The organism is Flavisolibacter tropicus (genome assembly GCF_001644645.1).
In the GTDB taxonomy this organism is placed as follows: domain Bacteria; phylum Bacteroidota; class Bacteroidia; order Chitinophagales; family Chitinophagaceae; genus Flavisolibacter; species Flavisolibacter tropicus.
Window position 1 is genome coordinate 3,125,237 of record NZ_CP011390.1, and the last position, 23,458, is coordinate 3,148,694.

The following is a 23,458-nucleotide window of genomic DNA, read 5'->3' on the forward strand; positions in this document are numbered from 1 at the left end:
TACACAAACAATTTTTAAACAGCCTCTTAGTCCTGCCATGTACCAAATTGACCTTGCTGATACGCTACAAAGGCTTGCCGTATTTCTTCCTGTGTGTTCATAACAAAGGGGCCGTGCGCTACTATCGGCTCATGGTTTGGCTGTGCATGGCCTAATAAGAGCAGCGTATCGGCTGCAGCCTGAATCTGTATATTTTCTCCTTCTTTGTTGAACTCAACCAGGTCGTGCGTTTCTGCAGTTTCCCCATTTACGGTTACAGCCCCTTTGATCACATAAAACAACACACTTCTTTCTGCCGGAATAGTTACGTCTACTTGAGCGCCTTCTTTTAGTTCAATAGTAGAAAGGTGTACATCGGCAATGGATTGAATAGGTGCTTGTACCTCTCCCCAGGAACCAGAAGCCAGGTGCACTACCGCATCATTGTTCAGTTTAATTGCCGGCACCTCGTCTTTCTGTAACCCAATGTATTTGGGCGGCGCATTTTTATGTTTGGCAGGCAGGTTTACCCACAGCTGCAATATTTCTAAGGCTCCACCGCTGGCCTTAAACTCATCCGACGATTGCTCAGAGTGAATGATACCGCGTCCTGCAGTCATCCATTGAATACCTCCTGCCTTTATGTTGCTGGTAAATCCTGTGCTGTCTTTGTGTATCAGGTCGCCTTCCACAATAAATGTCACGGTTTCAAAACCCTTATGTGGGTGCGGACCAAAGGGCAAGCCTGCATTATTAGGCTTGTATACCTGGTGACCATGATGATTTAAAAAAAGAAAAGGGTCCAGTGCTTCAATTGGAACATTACGCGTAGGAAAAGCACGATAAGTATCCAACCCCTCATAATCGGAATATCCAGCTCTGTATATGGCGTTTATTGTCTTATTTGTATTCATTTTATACCTCTATTTACTTTGAGATATCAAAATTACCTACCTTTACTTACATAAAGTAAGCACTATACAAAAGGTTAGTACTTACCTTTTGGTAACTTAATACAGTTGTGAGATGAAGAATACAGAAACGCAAACAGCCCCACTTACAGCCCAGCAGTGCACAGCCCGCCTGGCGGCTATTGGAGATGCGCTTTATGCTATTGGCGGTAAATGGAAGCTCCGGATAATAGTAGCCTTAACAGAAGGCCATAAACGTTTCAATGAGCTGCAGCGCGTAGTGGAGGGGATTTCGGCTAAGGTACTCTCTGCTGAGCTGAAGGAACTGGAGCTGAACGGTTTTGTAAAACGCAATGTTTTTACAGGCACGCCCGTAGTAGTGGAATATGAGCTCACCGACTATAGCCAGACCCTTCATGGCGTACTGGATGCGTTGAGCCAATGGGGTGCCATGCACCGTGAGAAAATCAGACAGGACTCTTTATTAAACCGGGACAACTAACCCCTTTATCTGTTATGCTTGAATATGCTAGCCTTATTGATCATCTTACGGCTAGTTAGATTATGTATTGTAAGTAACATAAAGCTTTCCAAACATCAACCCATTTTCAACCTGACATTTAAAGTATAATTAGGAGGCCGGTTTTATTGTTCTATTAGAAAGCCACTAAGTTTGCCGCACAAATGAGACATTCTTTTCTTTTTTCAATAGCCATCTTATTTATTCTATGCATTGGCGTTATTGGCGGCTCAGGCTGTGCCAATATTGTACCTCCCCAAGGAGGGCCAAGGGATACGATACCACCGATGTTGATTAAAGCCACACCAAACGACTCCACTACCAATTTCCGCAGCAAACGCATTGAACTATTGTTTGATGAATACATAGATCTGCAGAATGCCGCACAAAATATTTTGGTTACACCTACATTTGAAACTCCCCTTCAGTTTGATGTGCGCCTGCGTACAATGACCATCCATCTGAAAGATACCCTGGAACCTAATACCACTTATTCCATCAACTTTGGCAATTCCTTGAAAGATTTTAATGAGGGAAATGTGTTACCTGATTTTACCTATACTTTTTCTACCGGTCCGGTGTTTGACACCTTAAGTTTTACCGGGAATATAGTCTTGGCAGAGAGCGGCAAAATAGATACCACATTGATTGCCGTTCTGTATCGAAACCCTACTGATTCTGCCGTAGCAAAAGAACGCCCCCGTTATATTGCCCGCCAGGATTCCCGAGGCCATTTCCGGTTCCATAACCTTCCCCCTGGCACTTTTCGGGTATATGTTCTTAACAATGGAGGAAGTCAAAGCCGCTACAACAGTCGCCAGTATTTTGCCTTTGCAGATTCGCCTGTTGTTGTCCGTCCGGCCACGCCACCTGTAACCTTATATGCTTATAAACCCGAAGCAGCACCTACACCTGCCAGCACCAGCGCACTGCCGCCGCCCTCTAACGGTCGTCGTGACAATAGTAGCGAGCGCCGCCTGCGGTTTTCAACCAACCTAAGCAATGAAGAGCAAGATCTGCTCAAAAACCTGGTACTGACTTTTGAGCAGCCGTTGAGGATTTATGATAGTAGCAAATTACGCCTGACACGAGATTCAACGTTTACTGCGGTGAGTTACAGCACCCGCCTAGACACCGCCCGTAAACAATTGACCCTGCTAACCCAATGGGTACCTGCAACCAAGTATAACCTTATTTTAGACAGAGATTTTGCGGAAGATACACTGGGTCGCCGCCTTTTAAAAAGCGACACCATTTCTTTCACCACGCGAAAGCTTACCGATTATGGCCGAATGCGGGTTCGCCTAACCAATGTCGATTCTACTCAACACCCCATACTGCAGCTATTGCAAAACAACGTTGTGGTGTATAGTACTTCGATCAGCAGTGGCCAGGTAAGTGTTGACCAATTTATACCCGGTGACTATGAAGTACAGATTTTGCTAGACCGTAACAATAATGGGAAATGGGATCCAGGCCAGTTCTTTGGTAAACATCTACAGCCAGAAATTGTACGCCCCATAGAACAGCGAATAACGGTGAAAGGGGGAAGTAACAATGACTATGAGTTAAAGCTGGAATAGAACTAGAATGAATAGGATTTAAATTGATTATGAGGAAATACAGGACAGCCTTTAGTATTTTATCCATATTTCCAATTTTAAAGCTGGCTTATTGAGGCCAGCTTTTTTATTTCCTGTTGAATACCTGAACCCATCCTTTTAACTTGTAAACACCTCAAGCATACCCTCCCCTTAATCCTTACTAATCCTAAAATTCCTAGTTCTGACACCATTTCCAAGGAAACGTTAATAGCTGATACTCAGTCCTTTTTACATTTGTTTTTCACCCTTAAAAGGCGCTATATTTTGTATCTTTGTCCCCCTATGCAATTCTCATCAGCACTACTGGAAAATGCGGTTAATGAGTTCTCCAAACTACCTGGAATTGGACGTAAAACAGCCTTGCGTTTAGTGCTTCATTTATTGAAGCAGGAGGAAGAAGATGTGCAGCATTTTTCTGAAGTGGTGAGCCGCATGCGTAACGAGATCAAGTTTTGCCAACGCTGCCATAATGTAGCTGATGCCGATATCTGTTCAATCTGCGCCAACTCTATGCGCAAGCAAGATGTGATCTGTGTGGTTGAAAACATCCGCGATGTGATTGCACTGGAAAGCACCCAACAATTCAGTGGCACCTACCATGTATTGGGTGGCGTTATTTCTCCATTAGATGGTGTAGGTCCTTCTCAATTGAATATCGACACGCTTATTCACCGTGTACAAAAAGAAGAAATACGCGAGGTTATTTTTGCGCTGAGTCCTACCATCCAGGGTGATACCACTATTTACTATATTCAGAAAAAACTCAATCCGGGTGTGCGCATAACTACCATTGCCCGCGGTATTGCCTTTGGCGGCGAACTGGAATACGCAGATGAAATGACCCTGGCGCGTAGCTTACAGAACCGTCTGCCTATAGAGAGTTACGTTTCCAACAAATGAGGGCGCTTCGCGCCGTTTCACGCAGAGCGCGCCGAGGCGCGGGGAGAGAGAGGAACCACACAGAGGCACAAAGACACGGAGAAACACAAAGTATAGGTTTCGCTCAGAGGAAAGGAGAAGGATTTCCGGTTTCACTCTTCCGCTTTAAACCTGCCTGTATTGGGTAATGATTTTTACTGTCACCCTGAACTTGATCCCGAGTTAATCGAAGTAAGGATCTGCTCTTGCATTAAAGAAAAGCCTGCTATCATAAAAGGACACTTACCCTAAATGCCTAATCTATCCTCTTAATCCCTTAATCTCCCCAAATCCCGGTTCATTCCTCCCTTCTTCCTTCATCATTCCTTGTTCCTTGTTCATTATTCCTCTGCTCCTTCATTGCTACTCCTCTGTCCCTTCATGGTTACTCCGTATGGAAGACTAGGTTACTCCGTATGGCAGCCTACTTAACTCCGTATCTCACCCGTACCCCGGCCGATCCTTCGGCCCCTTCCACAGCCCTACCTCACCCGTCTCCAAGCCCGTATGCCGTTACCAGAAAACCATTACAAACCCAAGAACTAGTAAAGAAAAGTGTAATAGGAAGGGAAAGAATACACGCAAATAGAAGGATCTAAAGATACAACACAAACCTTGCAAGGAGAGATCAGATGCTACAGCAAACTACACCCAACATCGAAAAGGCTGTATGGATAGCGGCCCGTAATCCCGTCAATCCAATTAATCCTTTATATCCATGTTCCAATAATTCTTTTCAATTCCTGCCAATCTATGGCTATTTTTGCAGCCATTAGGCGGATTTGTTTATTGTTCGGCCTCCTTTCAGGAAAATGGAACTAATAAACGCAGATTACTCTCTCATGCAGTTTTCCGACGTTTATTAGTAAGGTTTATTTAAAGTCTACTATTTAAGGTTCAAAGTGACGAGACAATGACCTTAGATGTTAAACTTTCAACCTTAAACACTAAACATCAACCCTCCGCCTTTGTACAAGCAATGGCAGATATACGTGCATTATTGAACCAACGCATCTTAGTGATCGATGGTGCTATGGGTACCATGATCCAGCGTCACAAGCTCACGGAAGAAGATTACCGGGGTGAGCGTTTTAAAGACTGGCCTTCTGATCTCAAAGGCAACAATGACCTCTTGTGTCTAACACAGCCCGACATCATCAAAGGCATACACAAAGAATACCTGGAAGCAGGTGCTGATATTATTGAAACCAATACTTTCAATGCCCAACGGGTATCCATGGCCGATTATGGTATGGAGGCGCTCTCCTATGAGATCAATGTAGCGGCGGCAAAGATTGCCAAACAAGCCATTAAAGAATACCAGGAGGAAAACCCCAATTCACAAGTTCCGAATTCCAAATTCGTGGCAGGTGCTATTGGCCCCATGAATAAGACGCTTTCGCTGTCGCCTGATGTAAATAATCCTGGTTTCCGTGCCCTGACATTTGATGAAGCTGTTGACGCCTATTACGAGCAGGTTAAAGGGCTGGTAGATGGTGGCATCGATTTAATCTTGATAGAAACCATCTTTGATACACTGAATGCCAAGGCCGCCATATTTGCTGTCAAGAAATATTTCCGCGATGTACAGCAGCCAGAGCTTCCGATCATGATCAGCGGTACTATTACTGATGCATCTGGTCGTACGTTAAGTGGCCAAACGCTGGAAGCCTTTTATACTTCCATCATGCATGCCCGCCCTTTAAGTGTAGGATTGAATTGTGCCTTGGGGGCTACGCAAATGCGCCCGCATATAGAAGAACTAAGCACCATAGCGGCTTGTTATACATCGGCATACCCTAACGCCGGCTTACCAAATGCTATGGGTGAATACGATGAACATCCATCTGATACGGCGCACTTCATTGAGGAATGGGCAAAAGAAGGTTTTGTAAATATTGTAGGCGGTTGTTGTGGCACTACACCTGACCATATCCGTCATATTGCGGAACATGTAAAGACCATCAAGCCAAGACCTTTACCAACATTGGAAGCGGCCCTTTAGGCCTAATTTGGAACCACAGAGACACTATGGCACTGAGCAACACAGAGAATATTTATTTACCCTTAAGCGAAAGAGAACAATTATTAGCTGCTGAAATTGTTGACATAGCAGTGGATATACACAAAGCTCTTGGACCCGGCTTATTGGAAAGTATATATGAAGAGTGCTTTTGCTATGAGTTGGAAAAGAGAAAGATTCCTTTCTCTAGGCAACAAAGTGTTGATATATTCTACGATAATCTGGTTATCCAAAAAGGGCTTCGTATTGACATTCTTGTAGATGATCTGGTAGTTATTGAATTAAAAGCACAAGAAACAATACACCCCATTTGGTCAGCGCAATTATTAAGCTACTTAAAACTAACAAATAAACGACTGGGTTATATTTTGAACTTCCATGTACCATTAATGAAGAATGGTATTAAAAGAATCATTTTATAATCCTCCGTGCCACTCCGTGCCCCCGTGCCTCCGTGGTTCAAAAGAAGAAAAACTATGAGCGAAGCGAATACAATCAAACCATATTTAAGACTGTCCGGATTGGAGCCACTGGTGGTGCGCCCGGAAAGCAATTTTGTAAACGTAGGTGAACGAACCAATGTAACAGGTTCTAAGAAGTTTGCCCGCCTGATCCGTGAAAACAAATATGAAGAAGCACTAAGTGTGGCCCGCCAACAAGCGGAAAACGGCGCACAGGTGCTGGACGTGAACATGGACGACGCCTTATTGGATGGCGTAAAAGCTATGACCACTTTCCTGAACCTGCTGCAAGCTGAACCCGACATCGCCAAGATTCCCATCATGATCGACAGCTCTAAGTTTGAGATCATTGAGGCCGGCTTGAAGTGCGTGCAAGGAAAATGTATTGTTAACTCTATTTCTCTGAAAGAAGGCGAAGCCAAGTTTATTGAACAAGCCATCATCTGTCAGAGCTATGGTGCTTCTGTAATTGTAATGGCCTTTGACGAAAGCGGTCAGGCAGACACCCTAGAGAAGAAAGTTAATATCAGTGAGAGAGCTTACAAGATCTTAACCGAACAAGTAGGCTTCGACCCACAAGACATCATCTTTGACCCCAACATCTTTGCAGTAGCCACTGGTATTGAAGAACACAACAACTACGCCGTAGACTTTATTGAAGCTACGCGCATCATTAAACAAAAAATGCCGCTAACAAAAGTTAGTGGTGGTGTAAGTAACGTATCCTTCTCCTTCCGTGGTAATGATCATGTGCGTGAAGCTATTCACTCTGTATTCTTACTGCATGCTATCCATGCCGGCATGGACATGGGTATTGTAAATGCAGGGCAACTGGTAGTGTATGATCAGATAGAGCCTGAGTTAAGAGAGCTGTGTGAAGATGTGATATTGAACAGAAGAGCCGATGCTACAGAGCGCTTAGTAACCTTTGCTGAAACGGTTAAATCCAAAGGCAAGGAAGAAGAAAAGAAAGATGAAACATGGCGTCATACTTCAGTAGAAGAACGCCTGAAGCATGCGCTGGTTAATGGTATTACTGAACATATAGAACAGGATACTGAAGAAGCGCGCCTGAAATACCCTAAACCACTAGACGTAATTGAAGGCCCATTAATGGCCGGCATGGATGTGGTAGGTGACCTGTTTGGTAGCGGCAAGATGTTCCTGCCACAAGTAGTAAAAAGCGCCCGTGTGATGAAGAAGTCGGTGGCGGTATTAACACCTTATATTGAAGCCGAGAAAGAAGAGCGCCGCGCGGCACACTTAGCAGCTGGCACCACGAATGAAGAATCTGCCAGCGCTCCTAAAGTGTTACTGGCAACGGTGAAAGGTGATGTTCACGATATTGGAAAGAATATAGTAGGTGTGGTATTGGGCTGTAACGGCTACGACATTATTGACCTGGGTGTAATGGTTGCCGCTGACAAAATATTAGAGACTGCACAGAAAGAAAATGTAGATGTTATTGGACTGAGTGGTCTGATCACGCCTTCACTGGACGAGATGGTGCATGTGGCACGTGAAATGAAGCGTCGTAACATGAAGCAGCCCCTGCTGATTGGAGGAGCCACTACCTCACGTACACATACAGCCGTAAAGATTGCTCCGGAATATGACAATGGCGTTTTGCACGTACTGGATGCTTCCCGTAGTGTAACAGTAGTGAGCAACTTGCTCAACAAGGAGCAAAGTGAAAGCTTTATCCAGCAGACCCAACAAGAATACATTGATGTACGTAACCAGTTCCTAAGTAAGCAACGCACCAAGGCCATGATCCCCTATGAGGAAGCTGTGGTGACGAAAGAATACTTTGACTGGAAGAATTATACACCTACCAAACCAGCAACAGAAGGTGTTAAGGTGTTCAAAAACTTTGACCTTGCTACTATTGCTAAATACATTGACTGGGGTCCTTTCTTTATTGGCTGGGAAATGCCTGGGCGTTTTCCAGAAGTACTGAGTGACAAGATCTTTGGTACAGAAGCAACCCGCTTGTACAATGATGCCCAGAAGATGGTAGAAAAGATTGTAGCCGAGAAGTGGTTTACGGCAAACGGAGTTATTGGGTTGTGGCCAGCAGTCAGCAACAACAGAGACACCGTTACCCTTCAAACAGAGCAGGGTGAAGTGAAGTTGGAGATGTTGCGTCAGCAGCTGAAAAAAGCAGCCGGCCAACCGAACTTCTCGTTAGCAGACTTCATTAAACCTTCACCAGAAAGTACACCTTTGGGTAGCACAGAAGACACTGACTATATGGGCGCTTTTGCTGTAACCATTGATGGTGCCCGTGGTCATATTGATCGCTTTGCCAGTGAGCATGATGAGTACAATAAGATCTTAGTTCAGATCCTGGCCGATCGCTTTGTTGAAGCCTTTGCTGAATGTTTGCATCAACAGACACGTAAAGAGCATTGGGGTTATGAGAAAGGTGAAACATTAAGCAATGAGCAACTGATACGCGAAGAGTATAAAGGCATTCGTCCGGCACCAGGCTATCCTGCTTGCCCAGACCACACTGAGAAGCTGAAACTATTCTCCTTACTGAATGCTACAGAGAACATTGGCATTGAACTAACAGAAAGCCTGGCCATGAACCCTCCGGCATCGGTTTGCGGTTGGTACATAGCGCATCCACAAAGCCATTACTTTGGTTTAGGAAAAATACAGCGCGACCAATTAGAAGACTATGCTCAACGCAAAGGAATGAGTATAGAAGATGCAGAACGCTGGCTACGACCAGTATTAGAATAAATAATAAAAAGCCCCTGTGATTACAGGGGCTTTTTATTATTTATTCATTTTAACTTATGGCTGCTTCATTCCACTTATTCGCCTATCGATTGTTTTATCGCTGCATACTTACGCGCATCTTTATTAGCCTTCACTAGCGCTATAACAGCCAGCGCTTTTAATAAGATGCCTTTAAAGGCACTTTCAGGATCTAGGTATATAGCAAAACCAACGATTAACACATATAAAGCAAGCGCTATAGTAAAAGCCGTTACAGGATTCTTTTTGCTATAGAGTGCTAATCCCAGGAAAAGCAAACCAACACCAACATCAATACCACATGCAATCATTCCTACTGTAGCTTCATCGATTGAATTGTATTCTATAATACCCATCACAGCCTGGAAGGCTGCAATCACGTACAGCCAAATGCGTGCATTATTCATGCTCTTCTCGTAAGGCGCTGTATCAATAATATCAGCAAAAAGGTCTTGCTGTGGCATTTGTTCTTCCTGGGCTAATTGTTGCTCTTGTGTTGTTTCCATATTCAGTAGTTGGTTTTAGCGCCCAATATAATTCACCATTTTTAATAAAACAATCTATAGCAGGTTCAACTCTTGCAAGCGGGAACGCAACTGCTCGGGCGACTCAAAGCGAATGCTTTTAACTCCCATTGCTTCAGCAGCTTTTATATTTCGCAGGTTATCATCAATAAACACAACATCGGAAGGCTGAAGGCCATAGCGATCCAGTAACAGCTTATAGAATTCAGGCTGCGGCTTACGCATACGCTCTTCACCACTTACTACACGACCGTCGAACCAATGCATAAAATCATATAGGCGTAATGCTGTAGGGAACAACTCGTGGCTCCAATTGGTCAGCGCATAGTGTTTTAAATGATCTTTTTCTTTTAGCTGCTTAAAGATTTCAACAGTACCATTTATTGGACCACCAAGCATTTCTTCCCAGCGACCATAATACGCTTCTATATATTCTTTCCACTCCGGATGTTTAGCTACTAATTCTTCTGTGGCTTTCTGGATAGGATAACCAGCATCCTGGTTTTCATTCCAATCCATGGTACAGATGTTTTCAAAGAAATATTGACGTTTGATCTTGTCTTCAATAAGTTGTTCAAATAAATGATTGGGATTCCAATCCACAAATACATTTCCCAAATCCCAGATAATTGCCTTGATAGGTTGATTCATTGTATACGCTTAAATAAAGGTGGCAAAGATAAGGACACCATAGCTCACCCCACCCCTAAAGGCATGGACAGCACTACTGGAAACCACAGAAACACAGAGCACACTGAGCTGCACAGAGAGAACAAAAGATGGAATAGAAAGAAGTAAAATAACAAAAGCACACCAAAGGAGTGCTTTTGTTCTATAAAGTAAGATTGCGTTTTAGGAAACCTTTTCACGTTTGACTTTTCACGTTTCACGATCACTGGCCCTCCCCTTTAGGGGCCGGGGGCATGCGCTGCCCTTTTCACGTCTCACGTTTCATGATACTCACCATCCTATCTATTGCGCTAATTTTTTTCAAAGAACCACCATCTGCGTGGTTGGCGGGGCTTTACTACATAATTGGTTTGAATGTACTTACGAATATGTTCCATAGCTTCCTGCACATCATCGGTTAATAACACCAGGTTCAGGTCTTCAGGAGAAATGGTTTTTTCTTCAGCCATGTGATTAAACACTTTGATCAAGGGGTTATAAAACTTTTTGCTAAACAATACAACCGGAAAGCCATGGATCACTTTCGTTTGCACGAGTGTGAGTATTTCAAACAATTCATCCATGGTACCAAACCCACCAGGCATAATGATAAAGGCGTAAGAATATTTCACCAGCATGGTTTTGCGGGTAAAGAAATATTTAAACGTCATATACTTATGCAAGTATTTATTGTGCACTTGTTCAAAGGGTAACTCAATATTGCACCCTACCGACATGCCACCGTTTTCATAAGCGCCTCGGTTAGCAGCCTCCATAATGCCTGGACCACCTCCTGTCATAACAGTGAAGCCCAGTTCAGCAATGCGCTTACCAAACTCTTGTGCACACTTGTAATATTCATGATCTTCTTTAAAACGCGCAGAACCAAATACAGTTATACAAGGCCCTACAAAATGTAGAGTGCGAAAAGCCCGGATAAATTCCTTAAAAACTCTCCAGGTGAATTGGAGTTCATAGCTTCTGCTTTTAGGTCCTTCAAGGTATACGTGCTCACTTTTGGGTATAATCGGCTCACTAGTTTTCATGCAATCGTTTATGAGCTTAAAATTACCCCAAAAAAGGGGTAAGTGCATGCTGAAGTAGACAGTTTATATATTCATTAAAGCTTCATGCTGCAAGCAGAAGAAAGATGACAAGGATGGTTAAAATGCGTAAAGCGTAAAGCGTGCGGCGTGTAGCGTAAAACTATTCTTCTGCTCGCAGCTTTACTTTTTCTTTACTACAAACTATCCTCTACATTTGCTACGTTATGAAAATCATATCCTACAACGTAAATGGCTTACGGGCTGCCATGAAAAAAGGATTTTTAGAGTGGCTGAAAACCGACCCGGCTGATATCATCTGTATCCAGGAAAACAAAGCCCAACAAGGCGATGTTGACAGTAGCTTATTTCATGAAGCTGGTTATAAAGACTATTGGTTTTGCGCCCAGAAAAAAGGATATAGCGGAGTAACGGTATTTTCTAAAGTAGAACCCGATTATGTACAATGCGGAACAGGCCACCAGGTGAGCGATGAAGAAGGCCGTGTGATACAATTGGATTTTGGTAATGTGCGATTGATCAATGCTTATTTTCCATCTGGCACAACCGGTGATATTCGCCAAACATACAAGTACCAATGGCTGGATGAGTTTTACAACTATGTGCAGGAATTGCGAAAACAACATCCCAACATTGTTATTTGTGGTGACTACAATATTGCACATAAGGAAATCGATATTCACTCTCCTAAAACCAATCAGCAAACCAGCGGCTTTTTACCTGAAGAGCGCGCTTGGATGGATAAATTATATAGTAATGGTTGGGTAGATGTATTCAGAGAAGTTAAACCAGAACCACACCGTTACTCATGGTGGAGTCAGCGATTCCCTTCTGTACGCGCTCAAAATAAAGGCTGGCGGATTGATTATATATCGGTAAGTGAACCATTACGTAATTGCATTAAAGATTCAGAGATCTACCCTGATGTAAAACATAGCGACCACTGCCCTGTTTATGCGGAGTTTGACATTAGTCTTTTAAATAAGAATTAATATGATCATTTATAATGTAACGGTGAAAGTAGAAGCAGGGATTGCTGATGCCTGGCTGGAGTGGCTGCTCAATGAGCACATACCGGATATTATGGCTACGGAGTGTTTTTCAGACTACAAAGTAGTGCGCTTGCTGGAAGTAGATGATACGGAAGGACCAACCTATGCTATACAATATCACGCAGATTCTAAAGCGCTTTATAATCATTATATTATTAAGCACGCAGCAGATATGCGACAAAAGAGTTTTGATAAATGGGGTGAACGCTTTATTGCATTTCGTAGCGTTATGCAAATTGTGAAATAGATGTGTAAAACATTTTTTTCATAGTGTATGCGTGACCGTTTTTATTGTATATTCCGCTAAAAGCCTTACCCAGCCTATATTCCAACTACACAAAGCGTGAAACCAGCCACCATGGCCAGTTTCACGCTTTTACATAAAAACACTTACAACAAAAACCTAACAGTCATTTCGATAAAACCCTTACCCCTTGCGGCTTTCAGCAAAACCATATTTTTTGCGAAAACATGAAAATTATTTTGCCGGTATTTAAAACCCTCTAAATTTGTTTACGCAAATTTTAAAATTTCAACTATGAACAAAGCTGAATTGATCGCTACTCTTGCTGACGAAGCAGGTATCACCAAAACTCAAGCTAACACTGCATTAGACGCTTTTGTTGATGCTGTTACAAAAACATTAAAAAAAGGTGACAAAGTTACTTTAGTAGGTTTCGGAACTTTCTCTGTTTCTAAGCGTGCTGCTCGTAACGGCCGTAACCCTCAAACTGGTGAAGTAATTAAAATTAAAGCTCGCAAAGTTGCCCGTTTCAAAGCTGGTAAAGAGCTTTCTAGCAAGTTGTAATCGCTGACTGCAACATCTTATTTTAGCCCTGTTTCACGCAGGGCTTTTTATTTGCTATTTTTTTCGCAATTTGCAGCCTTAAAATTATAAGTCATGGGTAGAGGTGATAAAAAAACCAAAAAAGGTAAAATCTTCAAAGGATCTTTCGGTAAAGCAAGACCTGCGAGCGATAAGAAAATTACTGGTACTAAACCTGCTGTTAAGCAAGAAGGTAAATAAGTTGACCAGTTGAAAAGTTGATAAGTTGACAGGTTTATCCTTGTCAACTTGTTAACCTTTCAACTTTCTACTTTACTACGGCGCTAAGCGCTCAATCTTCCACTCTCCATTTTCTTCCAGTGTATACTGTATACGGTCGTGCAGGCGGCTAGGTCGGCCTTGCCAGAATTCTATTAACACAGGTTTAACTACATAGCCACCCCAGTGCGATGGGCGCTCAATGGTTTTACCACCTTTCTCTTTTACAACTTCCTGGTATCTCAGATCTAACCATTCACGGTTTTTAATTACCTGGCTTTGTGGCGATGTCCATGCACCTAACTGACTCCCTTCCGGTCTGGAATGAAAATAAGCATCGCTTTCTTGAGCATCTACCTTACTTACTAACCCAACAATACGCACCTGACGCTCTAATTCTTTCCAGAAAAAAACCAGGCAGGCTTTCGGGTTCTCCTCCAGCTGCATGCCTTTAAAGCTTTGATAGTTGGTGTAAAAAACAAAACCGTTGTAATCGAAATCCTTCAGCAATACAATACGGGCAGCCGGCACACCGTCAGCCGAAGAAGTAGCCAGTGTCATTGCATTAGGCTCAGTAATCTGGCTGTTCATCACCTGTTGCCACCACGTTTTAAACTGTGCAATGGGGTGTGGCGCTACATCTTTTTCCAACAATACTTGTGCGGCATACTCCTGCCGCAGGCTGGCTATTTCTGAAGTCATAGTGCAAAGATAGCTATGAGCTATGAGAGGGAGGGCTACAAGCTACACGCTGCACGCTGCAAGCCAAACAGCCAATTGACTTACTGATGAATGACCTTTAGGAACGGGAGAAAGGAATATTGAACAAGGAACAAGGAATGATGAAGGAAGAAGGCAGGAAATGTTCAATGTAGAAAGAAGGAGCTAAAAAGAGGTTGGCTGTTGGCTTGAAGCTTGTAGCCTGAAGCTTGCAGCTCCTCTCCTACTTCCTTAACAGCTGATTCCGTTCCTCCATAATCGTATTAAGCATGCTTTCCAGCTCGCTGATGCGACGGAGCTCTGTTTGCAATTTAGAATTGGTATCTGTCAAGGTTTGCAGTTCGTTGTTGGTCACTTCCAACATCTGCACTTTTTTAAAGAGCTGATGCCGCTGAAAGTTAGCTTCTTGTAGCTTATCTTCTGTTTCAGCCAATTGCTCATGAAGCTTTGTATTTTCTAAAAACACCTGTTGCACTTTTTCACTTTTCCGCGACAATTCTACTGTTAATTGAGCATAAGACGCCTTACTTTCTTCCAAATCCATGGCCAATTTAGAAGCCTGTGCCGCTTGTAATTCCAGCTTGCGCATGCTTTCCTGCATGCCGAAAAACTCTTGCTGTAACAATTCCAGTTTGGACGCTAGCTTATCAGAAACTTTTTGTTGAAGAAGTAGTTGCTGTATTTCCTCTTCTTTATCCTCCAGCAGAAGCTCTAGGTCGTCTACCCGTAGCTTTGCCTGTTGCACTGCCTGTGGCGGCACAGAAGGCTGGGGTGAGCGCTGTTGATCTATTTGGGTAATCAGTTTTTGCGTAAGCTGTTGCTGTTGTTCCAGCATATTCTTCACTGCTAATAAATCTACGGAGTTCAGTGACGCAGCCGGGTGAATCGGCTCAGCTGTGGCAGCGGCTTTGTCTGACGCCTTTGGAATAAAGCGACGAAGTGAGCTTGCCAGCTGGTTGGTCCAGGAAGAACGCTCCCATTCAGCATCCACAGCGGCTATAAGGTGACTGTATTGCTTTCGCTGATCTTCCTGAAGCTGCTTAATGCTCCGCATGGAGGTACGGTATAGCCATATAGTGCCTGCTAAAACAAAGCAGACAAATATGAATACTCCCACTTGTAAACCATTAAACGAGCCCGCCAATAGAAGCATGCAGAGACTTTGGATCGACAAGCTAATAAAACTTTTGATGGACGCAAAAAATAACGTCCATTTATTAGCCCCGCACCAAAGTGCCCACTTTCTCGCCAGTAGCCACACGACGCAGGTTTCCAGGCTTGTTCATGTCAAATACGACAATCGGCAAGCTGTTTTCCATACAAAGTGTAAAGGCGGTCATATCCATTACATTAAGCTTTTGCGTAATGCACTCCTGGTAAGTAATGATGCCGTATTTAGTTGCGGTTGGATCTTTTTCAGGATCGGCTGTATAGATACCATCTACACGGGTACCCTTCATAATTACATCGGCCTTAATTTCAATGGCACGAAGTGAGCCTGCTGTATCGGTAGTGAAGTAAGGGTTACCTGTACCAGCGCCAAAGATCACCACGCGACCCTTCTCCAGGTGGCGGATAGAGCGGCGACGGATATAAGGCTCCGCTATTTGTTCCATTTTAATAGCGCTTTGCAAACGGGTATAAACCCCAATCTTTTCCAGCGCAGCCTGTAAGGCCATGCCATTGATCACAGTGGCCAACATGCCCATATAATCACCATGTGCACGCTCAATACCCGTTTCTGCTTCATTCATACCACGGTAGATATTTCCACCACCAATTACTACTGCTACTTGAACACCTAGTTCTGTAATAGACTTGATGTCTTGTGCATACTGAGACAAAACCCGGGTATCAAAACCAAAGCTTTTATCTCCCATTAATGATTCACCAGAAAGCTTGAGCAGAATGCGTTTGTATTTAGGCAACATATGTGTATAAATTGGCGGTGCGAAGATAAAGGATCGGCGGGAGGAATTGCCGATTTCTGATTTGAAGATTTCTGACAGATGTTCCACGCTCAGCGCAAGTGTGCAGATCAGGATTTCGCACAGAGGTAAAGAGAAAAGGAGAATAGGTTACAGGTTTGGGGGTTCAACTTTCCCTTCTCAACCGGGCTGACAATAAGAATGCCTCTAGCCTTTGTCATCCCGAACGCAGTGAGGGATCTCAGAGACTCGCACATAAAGTAGGACTGCTATTGTAAAGTCTCTCGCTGTTACGCTGAACTGGATCCTGAGCTCGTCGTAGGGTGCTGCTGCTCCCACCCCAAAAGAAATTAACACCGCGAAGGACATTTATCCTAACACCCTAATATCATTTCTCCCTAATCCCAAAATCTCCCCAAATCCATTCCTTCTGCCTTCATCATTTCTTGTTCCTTGTTCATTATTCCCTTGTTTCTTGCCTGCTCCTCCATGGTTACTCCGTATGGAAGCCTACTTTACTCCGTATCAACACCCTTCCTACCCTGGTTGACCGGCCTTCCTGCCTCCATACTCCTAATAGGCAAGCAATCATAATTAATAAAGAAAATAATAATGTGAAGGAAGGAAAATGAATCTAAGTAAGCAGATCCTAAAGATACGAAAACACAATCGGCCTTCCCCGCAATCACCAATCTAAAATCGGCAATCCCAAATCCGCCAACCAATCTCAAATTTCAAACCTCAAATATCAAATCAACCATCACGGCTGGCTCAAGGGCGCAAAATACGGGTATAAGTATCTTAGGCTTTCCAGCTTCTTTTGATCAAACTTTTTATTACCGCGATACACGCCCAGCAGGTTTTCTGCTTTTTCATTTTCGCCAGTCGCAATATAGTTTGCAATCAGCTCCAATGCACCATCGCCAAAATCGGGCTTTTGCTTATTCAACAGTTCCAGGTATTTTATCGTATTCTCCCGGTCGCCCATTTTAGTGTAGATCAGTGCACGATAATAATTGAGCAGCGGATCTTTTACAGTACAATCCAGCACGTTTACTACATTAAGTGCTTTGTCATATTCCTCATTCAGGAAATAAGAATCAAAAAGACCAAACTGTGCAGCGGGATCATTGCCGAAGTATTTATTATACACTTCCAGCGCCAGCTTATACTTCTCCTGGTCCAGTTTTGCCAACACGGTAAGATTCATTAACTGCAAGGCTTTATCTTCTTTAATCTTTTCTGGCAACTGTTCATATAGCTTATTAGCTTCTGCATACTGCTGTTGATTAATAAGGTTACGAATATTCTGAATAGACTTAGCCACATTCAGCATTTTCTTTTCTGATTCTTGCTTCGCATGATTGGCCAGCAAAGAAGTCGTTCGAATAAATGTTTTGCTGATATTCTCGCCACTGAGGTAAATGAACATATCAGCCAGCCCAATTCGGTCATCAAACTTCGCCAGTTCTAAATCGTGATAATTGATACCCGCATCGCCATAAATACGAAACAAAAGATGGTGATGCTTATCTTTTTCATAATGATGTAGAAACTCATAGGTAGCATCACTTCCCATATTTTTCAGCATCTCTCGTCCAATCTTTTTCTCCTGTAAAGCAACTACTAAACCCTTCACATAACTTTTATCCATAGCCTCACCGGCTTCTTTGGCTATGTGATCAGCAAAAGCCTGGTTGGCAAAAATGGAATCAAATAATTGAGAATGTCCATTCGCAATAGAGGTCTCCAATCTTTGTGCAAAGGCAATGGCTTCTTCTTTAGTAATAGGCTGTTCCTCGGGAGTACAACTCAAAAGATATATAGGTAACAAGAGGAGTAGGACGATCGTTTTCACAAGCATTAGGTTTTAGTATGGATGAAAAATACGACGAATTAGGCATATGACCTTTTTCATTGCTATCAATACTTTCTAACAATCAAAATCATAAACATTAGTAAAAAAGTAATATATCAGCTTTACATGAATGGTAACAGCAAGAAATACAGAGACGTCTAATTTTAAAAATCAACCAATTAACCAGTTATGGGAAAAGCTATTTTCTTATTTGTTTGTTTTATAAGCTTTAGCGCCCTTCAGGCACAAACCAGCCGATCGCACTTAAGTGAGCGAATAGATACTACCAATCTCAACCTTGAACAATTTGCTACACAAATAGCAGGTAATGCAAGCACTGATTATGAAAAAGCTAAAGTATTGCTGAACTGGCTTAGTCAACGCTTAGACTGGAAGGCTACCGACTATCAGCAACGAAGTGTAAACCAAATTTTACAGAGAGGTGGTGGCAACTGCTTTGAACTGGCCAAGGTATATATGGCCCTGATCAAGGCCCTACATTTACCCTATCGCCCTATAGCCGAAATCAATATTCATAGATATAGCGAAAGTCGTCAGCAAACGGCTGAAGAAAAAGTAAAAGAAAAAGGGAATGCCATGTCTGTATTTGGCCGCCAGCATAATGACCATCGTTGGTTGGAAATCTTTGATGCCACCTCCAATCGCTGGGAGCCCGTAGATCCATCAATGAATGTTATAGGTGTAGAAAGCTGGCTCAAAGCCAGAGTGTGGTTTGGAGAACGACTAACCATTGATACTAGCATAACCAATGATATGATTGTACCCTTTGCTATTTTCACAACTGGCCCCTCAAAAACCCAAATGCAAGAGAGCCGCTCTACTTATTACTTAGTGGAAGCCTTTGACAAACTATACAATTACCAGCTCTCCAAATTACCATCATGGAAAGCATGGCCTGAAGGTGTCGCCGCCTTACAGGACCCAGCGCGTAATGCATTTGCAGGCACTGAGAACCTACATTCCAATGGCACACAGATTGCCAGCTTAGCTACGGTGTATGGGCAATTGAAAAAAGAATACTTTGCTATAAATCCTAATCCAAAGAACTGAACCAATTAGCGTTTATACTTTCGCGCCAACTATTTGTCACTAATGCCATCAACCATGTTATCGACACGAATAATTCTTTTGCTTGCCTTCTTTGCATTTCTGCCCTCTCTCGTATTTGCGCAGAACAAGACTGATCAAAAAGAGGCTATCCGCAAAGCGTTCCAGCAGATCAACAATGACCAACGTCTAAAAAAACTAACACTGGAAAGTGAAGCCTTTCTGAAACACATGCCTGATGGTGGTGGCGAACTAACAGGGTTTTACAAGGATGGACAATTAGTAAAAATTCGTGAATGGATTGGCTTATCAGATGGCAATAAAGTAGTGGAGTATTATTTGAAAGATGGGGCATTGATATTTGTATATGGCCAGTTCAACACCTGGATGTTCGACGCTACACTCGACGAATTTGACCATAGTAAAACCAAAACTATCTTTGAAGGACGTTATTATTTTCACCAACAAAAACTTATAGACAAAATTGAAAAGGGCAATATGCATACTGCTGATGAAATGTATTACAAGGAGAACAATATGTTGACTACAGCAAATCAATACGCAACCTTACTTAACAAGACCAAAAAATAGAAGTTCGTTAACTGCAATAGTTTTAAATGTTATTGTATTCTGTTTATGTAATTTAAGACCTGATAGTACCTCCTGATTCTTTATCAGTTACCCTATCAATTTCCATCTTTCAAACACTTGATGTACCTTTTATGATGACCCTGATTGAAACAGACCGCCTTATTGTCAGTGATTTTAATCTTGATGATGCTGCCTTTATTATTAAATTGGTAAATAGCCCAGGCTGGTTACAATACATTGGTGACCGTAATATAAAAAGCCCTGAGGAGGCACGCCAATACTTAGAAAACGGACCTTTAAAAAGCTATAAACAGTGGGGCTTTGGCCTATACCGCGTAGCCCTAAAAAACACAAATACGGCTATTGGCATGTGTGGACTAATTAAGCGTGAAGTGTTGGATGGAATAGATATCGGCTTTGCCCTCTTACCTGCTTACGAAGGCCAAGGCTATGCATATGAGGCGGCAAAAGCGGTTTTGGATTACGCTGCCAAAGACTTAGGAATGAAACGCATGCTAGCTATTACAATGGTTGACAATGCTGCCTCAATTAAGCTGCTTCAAAAACTAGGGCTGCGTTTTGAAAAAATGATCCGCCTAAACGATGAAGACCTTGCATTACTAGCCATGGAGCTGGGTAAAGAATCGCACATTGTTAAAGAAAAGGAATGATCCTAAACAATGGTGGCATGGCCATACTGACTACAAAGGCACAGATGCAAGCTTTTCCTTTGCCCGCGAAATGGCCCATAATCATCATACACAGAAATGAATAGAACGCTAACCAGAAAAGACACGCTTAATGTCTTTCTTCCACATCTTCAGATACCCTCAAAACACATAAGGCCTTTTTATAGAAACTATTTTACGGTTGCTCATCAAGGTGATCGGGTGGGCGACCGTCTTGCTGTTGTACTTCAGTACCCGACTCTCTCACTTTCGTATCTCCAGTATCTTGCGAACCACGGTAGCCGCTTCCGCCCTTATCATCACTTCCCGTTCGCTGAACCTCCTGCTCTACTTGTTCATTAGATAGCAAGCCACCTTTGTTTTCTTTTTTAGCCATATCACGCTATTTGTTTAAAAAATATACCAATTCTATGCCTGTAAAACTTCTAATCATGAGCCATAGGCAGCAAAAGTTAGATTGTGCAAGATGAGCATGAAAATGTAATAAGCTTCTGGATGAGCTATTATTTGCTGAGCTTTAAGCAACGCAACTATTTTATTCATCTCGGCATTATGGCATGTTTTTTTAGAGTTATACTTAAACGTTAGTTATGAAAACCTTTTATTTTTTTCTTTTAGCCACATTTACCAGTGTGATGGCAATGGCACAAGAGGCAAGCGGTAAGCTGGATGTGAATATCAATACAGACGAGGGCACCAGTTGGCTGACTTCGCCATGGGTATGGGTAGCCGGAGCCGTCGTTTTTATCTTATTATTGGTAGCGTTGACAAGCGGCGGTGGCAGCCGAAGAGTTAGCAACACCACAGTTGAACGCACTACAACTACTCCTACTGGTGATCAGGTTACTGTAACCAGGAGAACGAATGAAGACGATTTAGCATAAAAAAAGCTACAACTCTCTCTATTATTTTGATTTTTGAAGGTCTTAGTTATCTAAGACCTTTCTTGTTTATATCATTATCGCCCATTCTGCTGCTTCCATCGGCGTATTAAAAAGGTTATAAAAACACAAACACCAAGAACAACATAAAGACCACTGTAAATACTGCTTGTTGTGTCAAACTTATCCACTGAACTTCCTCCTATACTATCCACCAGACCCCACGTTAATCTATAACCACTTTCTTCATCAACCCTATCCATATCTGCCAGGAATTTCCCCATTTCCTCTGGTGACACATGATCTTTTTGACTTTCATACTTGTAATGCAATTGCAAAACACCTTTGCTATAATTAGAACTTGTCTCTAGAAAAAAATTGGCATTTTTAAACTCATCCCTAGAGGCTGAGATATCCCACTCGCCTGGCAACTCAACCACGATATCTTCTGTATATCGATTAGGGTAAGAGGTAGCAAAGGGCATTGCTCTTTTTTCATCGTTAGGTGTTTTAATAACACTATTAAGCATGAACGGAGAGAAAGAAGATCTCAGACTGCTCTTTTCTTTTTTCCAAAAATTAGGTATTGTGTACCATTCATATGTGGTTAACTCACCGGTCTGTTCGTTATCAGCATATTGCAGGCTATCAATCGTAAGCTTTTCATAGTATGATTTATAAAAATCCTCAAACACCTTTTTCATATCATGCATACTACTTGAGTTAAAGTCATTACGCATATTGTCGGCGTGCGACCCTGTATATTTTGTAGTTACCATTAAGCGCACCGGCGAGATACGGTCTTTTACAACAAATTTCTCCTTTGTTACGACGCTCCCTTTGTCTTGCAATGGTATAACGGTTAAGCCTGTAGTTTGTGGGCTTATAACTAAGCCACATTGGTAATTTGGATAGGCAATCTGCTGAATAGTACCACGCTGGTAATTAATAGTAGGGTCAAACCAATACGTTTGTCCCTTGAGTTTTAGCTGTACTGTAACATGATCAAAAGCTGTAGCAGAAGGAAGCCAATTAAGCAGAGCCTTTTTATAAGCTGTATTTATTAGAACAGGATAGGCTTCCATATTCAAACCGCGCAAAAGTGTAAGTAACAAATAACTTTTATCCTTACAATCACCAAAACGTTGCGCAAGAACCTTATCAGGATTGTTAGGGCGGTGAGATCCCTCCCCCATTTCCATACCTAAATAACGTACTTCATCTTGCACAAACCGCAGAGCGGCAACGGCCTGCTCCTCAGGCGTTGAATATTTATTTTTAATTTCAGCAACCTTCTGTTGCATTGACGCAGAAAGCGATACGCTAGCAGGGAATAAAGCCTGTGCCCAATCATTTACTTCTTTCCAGGAAGTATATTCACTGATGGCCACATTATTATATGGCTCATACCATGAAGGCACCCGATCCTCTAAGTGAAAAGCCGGCACATCTGTCAGCTTCCATTCATACACCGTTTCGTTTGGTTGTTGAGAAACGGATGGCTCTATCATTTGCCCTTCTCTTTTAATCGTTACAAAGCGCCCCTTAGGCACAATCAACTTATAATACAAGAGGCCGAGCGGCACTGAAAAATTACCGGCAAAATTACCGGTATACTTCTCTTTGAAAATAGGATTGAAACCCTTGAGACTATAGCTATACTCAATTACATCACCTTTACGAACATCTTCCAGGAACAATACAGCAGACAAGCTGCCATTGTATAAATATTTATCGAGCTCCTCTTCCTGCTGTAGAATCTTGAATTTTGAACGATCTAACTTATTTAGAACCTCCTTTCCCCGTATAATGCGAATAGTATGAAAGGTTATGCTTTCATAAGAGGGGTCGAAGCCAACATTAACTTCAGAACTATTTTGCACACCAGCATCAGATAAAATCCTTATGGCTTTCCGGCAATAAACCTCCTGTTGACTTAAAGAAACCTGACGTTCAAAAGCCAGATCTATATAACCATCATCAGCATCCTTTTCCCCTTTGGAGTTGCTATAATTAACTGCATTAACTGTTACCCAGGTTGGCGTTGGTGCTATTTGTATGTTTTTCTTTTGTGCAAACAGGGGGATATACAAGAAGAGAATAACAAGCAGGATACAGGATTGAAGCAGACCTTTCATAATCAATTAGTTTCACGGCTTACCCACCTAGCGTTACTGATACTAC

General features: G+C 42.5%; 23 protein-coding genes and 1 pseudogene. 14 read left to right on the plus strand and 10 right to left on the minus strand.

Features of this window, described 5'->3' with window-relative positions; all coding sequences use genetic code 11:
- Window positions 1–26: 26 nt before the first annotated feature.
- Entirely contained in the window at window positions 27–893 is an 867-nt protein-coding gene (locus SY85_RS13250; RefSeq protein WP_066405242.1) for a pirin family protein, read from the minus strand.
- Between the two features lie 112 nt (window positions 894–1,005).
- Between SY85_RS13250 and SY85_RS13255 the strand changes: the two genes are divergently transcribed.
- The 6 genes from SY85_RS13255 (at window position 1,006) to metH (ending at window position 9,167) form a co-directional block, all read left to right on the plus strand.
- The gene (locus SY85_RS13255; RefSeq protein WP_066405243.1) at window positions 1,006–1,392 is read left to right on the plus strand and encodes a winged helix-turn-helix transcriptional regulator; all 387 of its coding nucleotides are present in this window, start codon (window positions 1,006–1,008) and stop codon (window positions 1,390–1,392) included.
- A gap of 182 nt (window positions 1,393–1,574) precedes the next feature.
- Entirely contained in the window at window positions 1,575–2,993 is a 1,419-nt protein-coding gene (locus SY85_RS13260) for an Ig-like domain-containing domain (protein ID WP_066405244.1), read from the plus strand.
- Between the two features lie 303 nt (window positions 2,994–3,296).
- Entirely contained in the window at window positions 3,297–3,914 is a 618-nt protein-coding gene (gene recR, locus SY85_RS13265; protein ID WP_066405245.1) for a recombination mediator RecR, read from the plus strand.
- A gap of 931 nt (window positions 3,915–4,845) precedes the next feature.
- Entirely contained in the window at window positions 4,846–5,937 is a 1,092-nt protein-coding gene (locus tag SY85_RS13270; protein ID WP_226998826.1) for a homocysteine S-methyltransferase family protein, read from the plus strand.
- A gap of 26 nt (window positions 5,938–5,963) precedes the next feature.
- Complete coding sequence (locus tag SY85_RS13275) at window positions 5,964–6,377, plus strand: GxxExxY protein (protein ID WP_082886427.1); 414 nt, start codon at window positions 5,964–5,966, stop codon at window positions 6,375–6,377.
- A gap of 54 nt (window positions 6,378–6,431) precedes the next feature.
- Window positions 6,432–9,167, plus strand: coding sequence for a methionine synthase (gene metH / locus SY85_RS13280; protein ID WP_066405247.1), 2,736 nt, complete (start codon window positions 6,432–6,434; stop codon window positions 9,165–9,167).
- A 74-nt stretch (window positions 9,168–9,241) separates the two neighbouring features.
- Here the strand turns inward: metH and SY85_RS13285 are convergent, their stop codons facing one another.
- From SY85_RS13285 to SY85_RS13295, 3 genes are all read right to left on the minus strand, one after another.
- Window positions 9,242–9,691 (minus strand): hypothetical protein, encoded by a 450-nt coding sequence (locus SY85_RS13285; protein WP_066405248.1) that lies wholly within the window; start codon window positions 9,689–9,691, stop codon window positions 9,242–9,244.
- 54 nt (window positions 9,692–9,745) lie between these two features.
- Window positions 9,746–10,360, minus strand: a complete 615-nt coding sequence (locus tag SY85_RS13290) for an HAD family hydrolase (RefSeq protein ID WP_066405250.1) — start codon at window positions 10,358–10,360, stop codon at window positions 9,746–9,748.
- Between the two features lie 329 nt (window positions 10,361–10,689).
- Window positions 10,690–11,424, minus strand: a complete 735-nt coding sequence (locus SY85_RS13295; protein WP_066405252.1) for an LOG family protein — start codon at window positions 11,422–11,424, stop codon at window positions 10,690–10,692.
- Window positions 11,425–11,648: 224 nt separating this feature from the next.
- Between SY85_RS13295 and SY85_RS13300 the strand changes: the two genes are divergently transcribed.
- The 4 genes and pseudogenes from SY85_RS13300 (at window position 11,649) to SY85_RS13315 (ending at window position 13,521) form a co-directional block, all read left to right on the plus strand.
- Entirely contained in the window at window positions 11,649–12,434 is a 786-nt protein-coding gene (locus SY85_RS13300; RefSeq protein ID WP_066405254.1) for an exodeoxyribonuclease III, read from the plus strand.
- 1 nt (window position 12,435) lies between these two features.
- Window positions 12,436–12,741, plus strand: coding sequence for a DUF4286 family protein (locus tag SY85_RS13305; RefSeq protein ID WP_066405256.1), 306 nt, complete (start codon window positions 12,436–12,438; stop codon window positions 12,739–12,741).
- A gap of 267 nt (window positions 12,742–13,008) precedes the next feature.
- Window positions 13,009–13,302: pseudogene (locus SY85_RS13310) on the plus strand (HU family DNA-binding protein); the annotation flags it as partial.
- Window positions 13,303–13,395: 93 nt separating this feature from the next.
- Window positions 13,396–13,521 (plus strand): 30S ribosomal protein THX, encoded by a 126-nt coding sequence (locus tag SY85_RS13315; RefSeq protein WP_066405260.1) that lies wholly within the window; start codon window positions 13,396–13,398, stop codon window positions 13,519–13,521.
- A 75-nt stretch (window positions 13,522–13,596) separates the two neighbouring features.
- Here SY85_RS13315 and pdxH read toward each other — a convergent pair whose 3' ends face one another.
- The 4 genes from pdxH to SY85_RS13335 all read right to left on the minus strand — a co-directional run bounded on the left by pdxH (window position 13,597) and on the right by SY85_RS13335 (window position 18,045).
- On the minus strand, window positions 13,597–14,241 hold the full coding sequence (gene pdxH, locus SY85_RS13320; protein ID WP_066405263.1) for a pyridoxamine 5'-phosphate oxidase: 645 nt from the start codon (window positions 14,239–14,241) through the stop codon (window positions 13,597–13,599).
- 241 nt (window positions 14,242–14,482) lie between these two features.
- Window positions 14,483–15,412 (minus strand): hypothetical protein, encoded by a 930-nt coding sequence (locus tag SY85_RS13325; protein ID WP_066405264.1) that lies wholly within the window; start codon window positions 15,410–15,412, stop codon window positions 14,483–14,485.
- A 64-nt stretch (window positions 15,413–15,476) separates the two neighbouring features.
- Complete coding sequence (gene pyrH / locus SY85_RS13330; RefSeq protein ID WP_066405265.1) at window positions 15,477–16,190, minus strand: UMP kinase; 714 nt, start codon at window positions 16,188–16,190, stop codon at window positions 15,477–15,479.
- A gap of 757 nt (window positions 16,191–16,947) precedes the next feature.
- The gene (locus tag SY85_RS13335) at window positions 16,948–18,045 is read right to left on the minus strand and encodes a tetratricopeptide repeat protein (protein ID WP_148661186.1); all 1,098 of its coding nucleotides are present in this window, start codon (window positions 18,043–18,045) and stop codon (window positions 16,948–16,950) included.
- Window positions 18,046–18,234: 189 nt separating this feature from the next.
- Between SY85_RS13335 and SY85_RS13340 the strand changes: the two genes are divergently transcribed.
- The 3 genes from SY85_RS13340 to SY85_RS13350 all read left to right on the plus strand — a co-directional run bounded on the left by SY85_RS13340 (window position 18,235) and on the right by SY85_RS13350 (window position 20,375).
- A complete protein-coding gene (locus tag SY85_RS13340) occupies window positions 18,235–19,116 on the plus strand; it encodes a transglutaminase-like domain-containing protein (RefSeq protein ID WP_066405268.1) in 882 nt (293 codons plus the stop codon).
- Window positions 19,117–19,170: 54 nt separating this feature from the next.
- Entirely contained in the window at window positions 19,171–19,704 is a 534-nt protein-coding gene (locus SY85_RS13345; RefSeq protein WP_148661187.1) for a PulJ/GspJ family protein, read from the plus strand.
- Window positions 19,705–19,835: 131 nt separating this feature from the next.
- Window positions 19,836–20,375, plus strand: coding sequence for a GNAT family N-acetyltransferase (locus tag SY85_RS13350; RefSeq protein ID WP_226998827.1), 540 nt, complete (start codon window positions 19,836–19,838; stop codon window positions 20,373–20,375).
- Between the two features lie 193 nt (window positions 20,376–20,568).
- Here the strand turns inward: SY85_RS13350 and SY85_RS13355 are convergent, their stop codons facing one another.
- Entirely contained in the window at window positions 20,569–20,769 is a 201-nt protein-coding gene (locus SY85_RS13355) for a hypothetical protein (RefSeq protein ID WP_066405272.1), read from the minus strand.
- A gap of 214 nt (window positions 20,770–20,983) precedes the next feature.
- Here SY85_RS13355 and SY85_RS13360 point away from each other — a divergent pair, with 214 nt between their 5' ends.
- Window positions 20,984–21,277, plus strand: coding sequence for a hypothetical protein (locus SY85_RS13360; RefSeq protein ID WP_066405274.1), 294 nt, complete (start codon window positions 20,984–20,986; stop codon window positions 21,275–21,277).
- A gap of 74 nt (window positions 21,278–21,351) precedes the next feature.
- On the opposite strand, the gene SY85_RS13365 is transcribed toward SY85_RS13360, so the two are convergent.
- Entirely contained in the window at window positions 21,352–23,412 is a 2,061-nt protein-coding gene (locus SY85_RS13365; RefSeq protein WP_066405279.1) for a DUF3857 domain-containing protein, read from the minus strand.
- Between the last annotated feature and the right edge of the window lie 46 nt (window positions 23,413–23,458).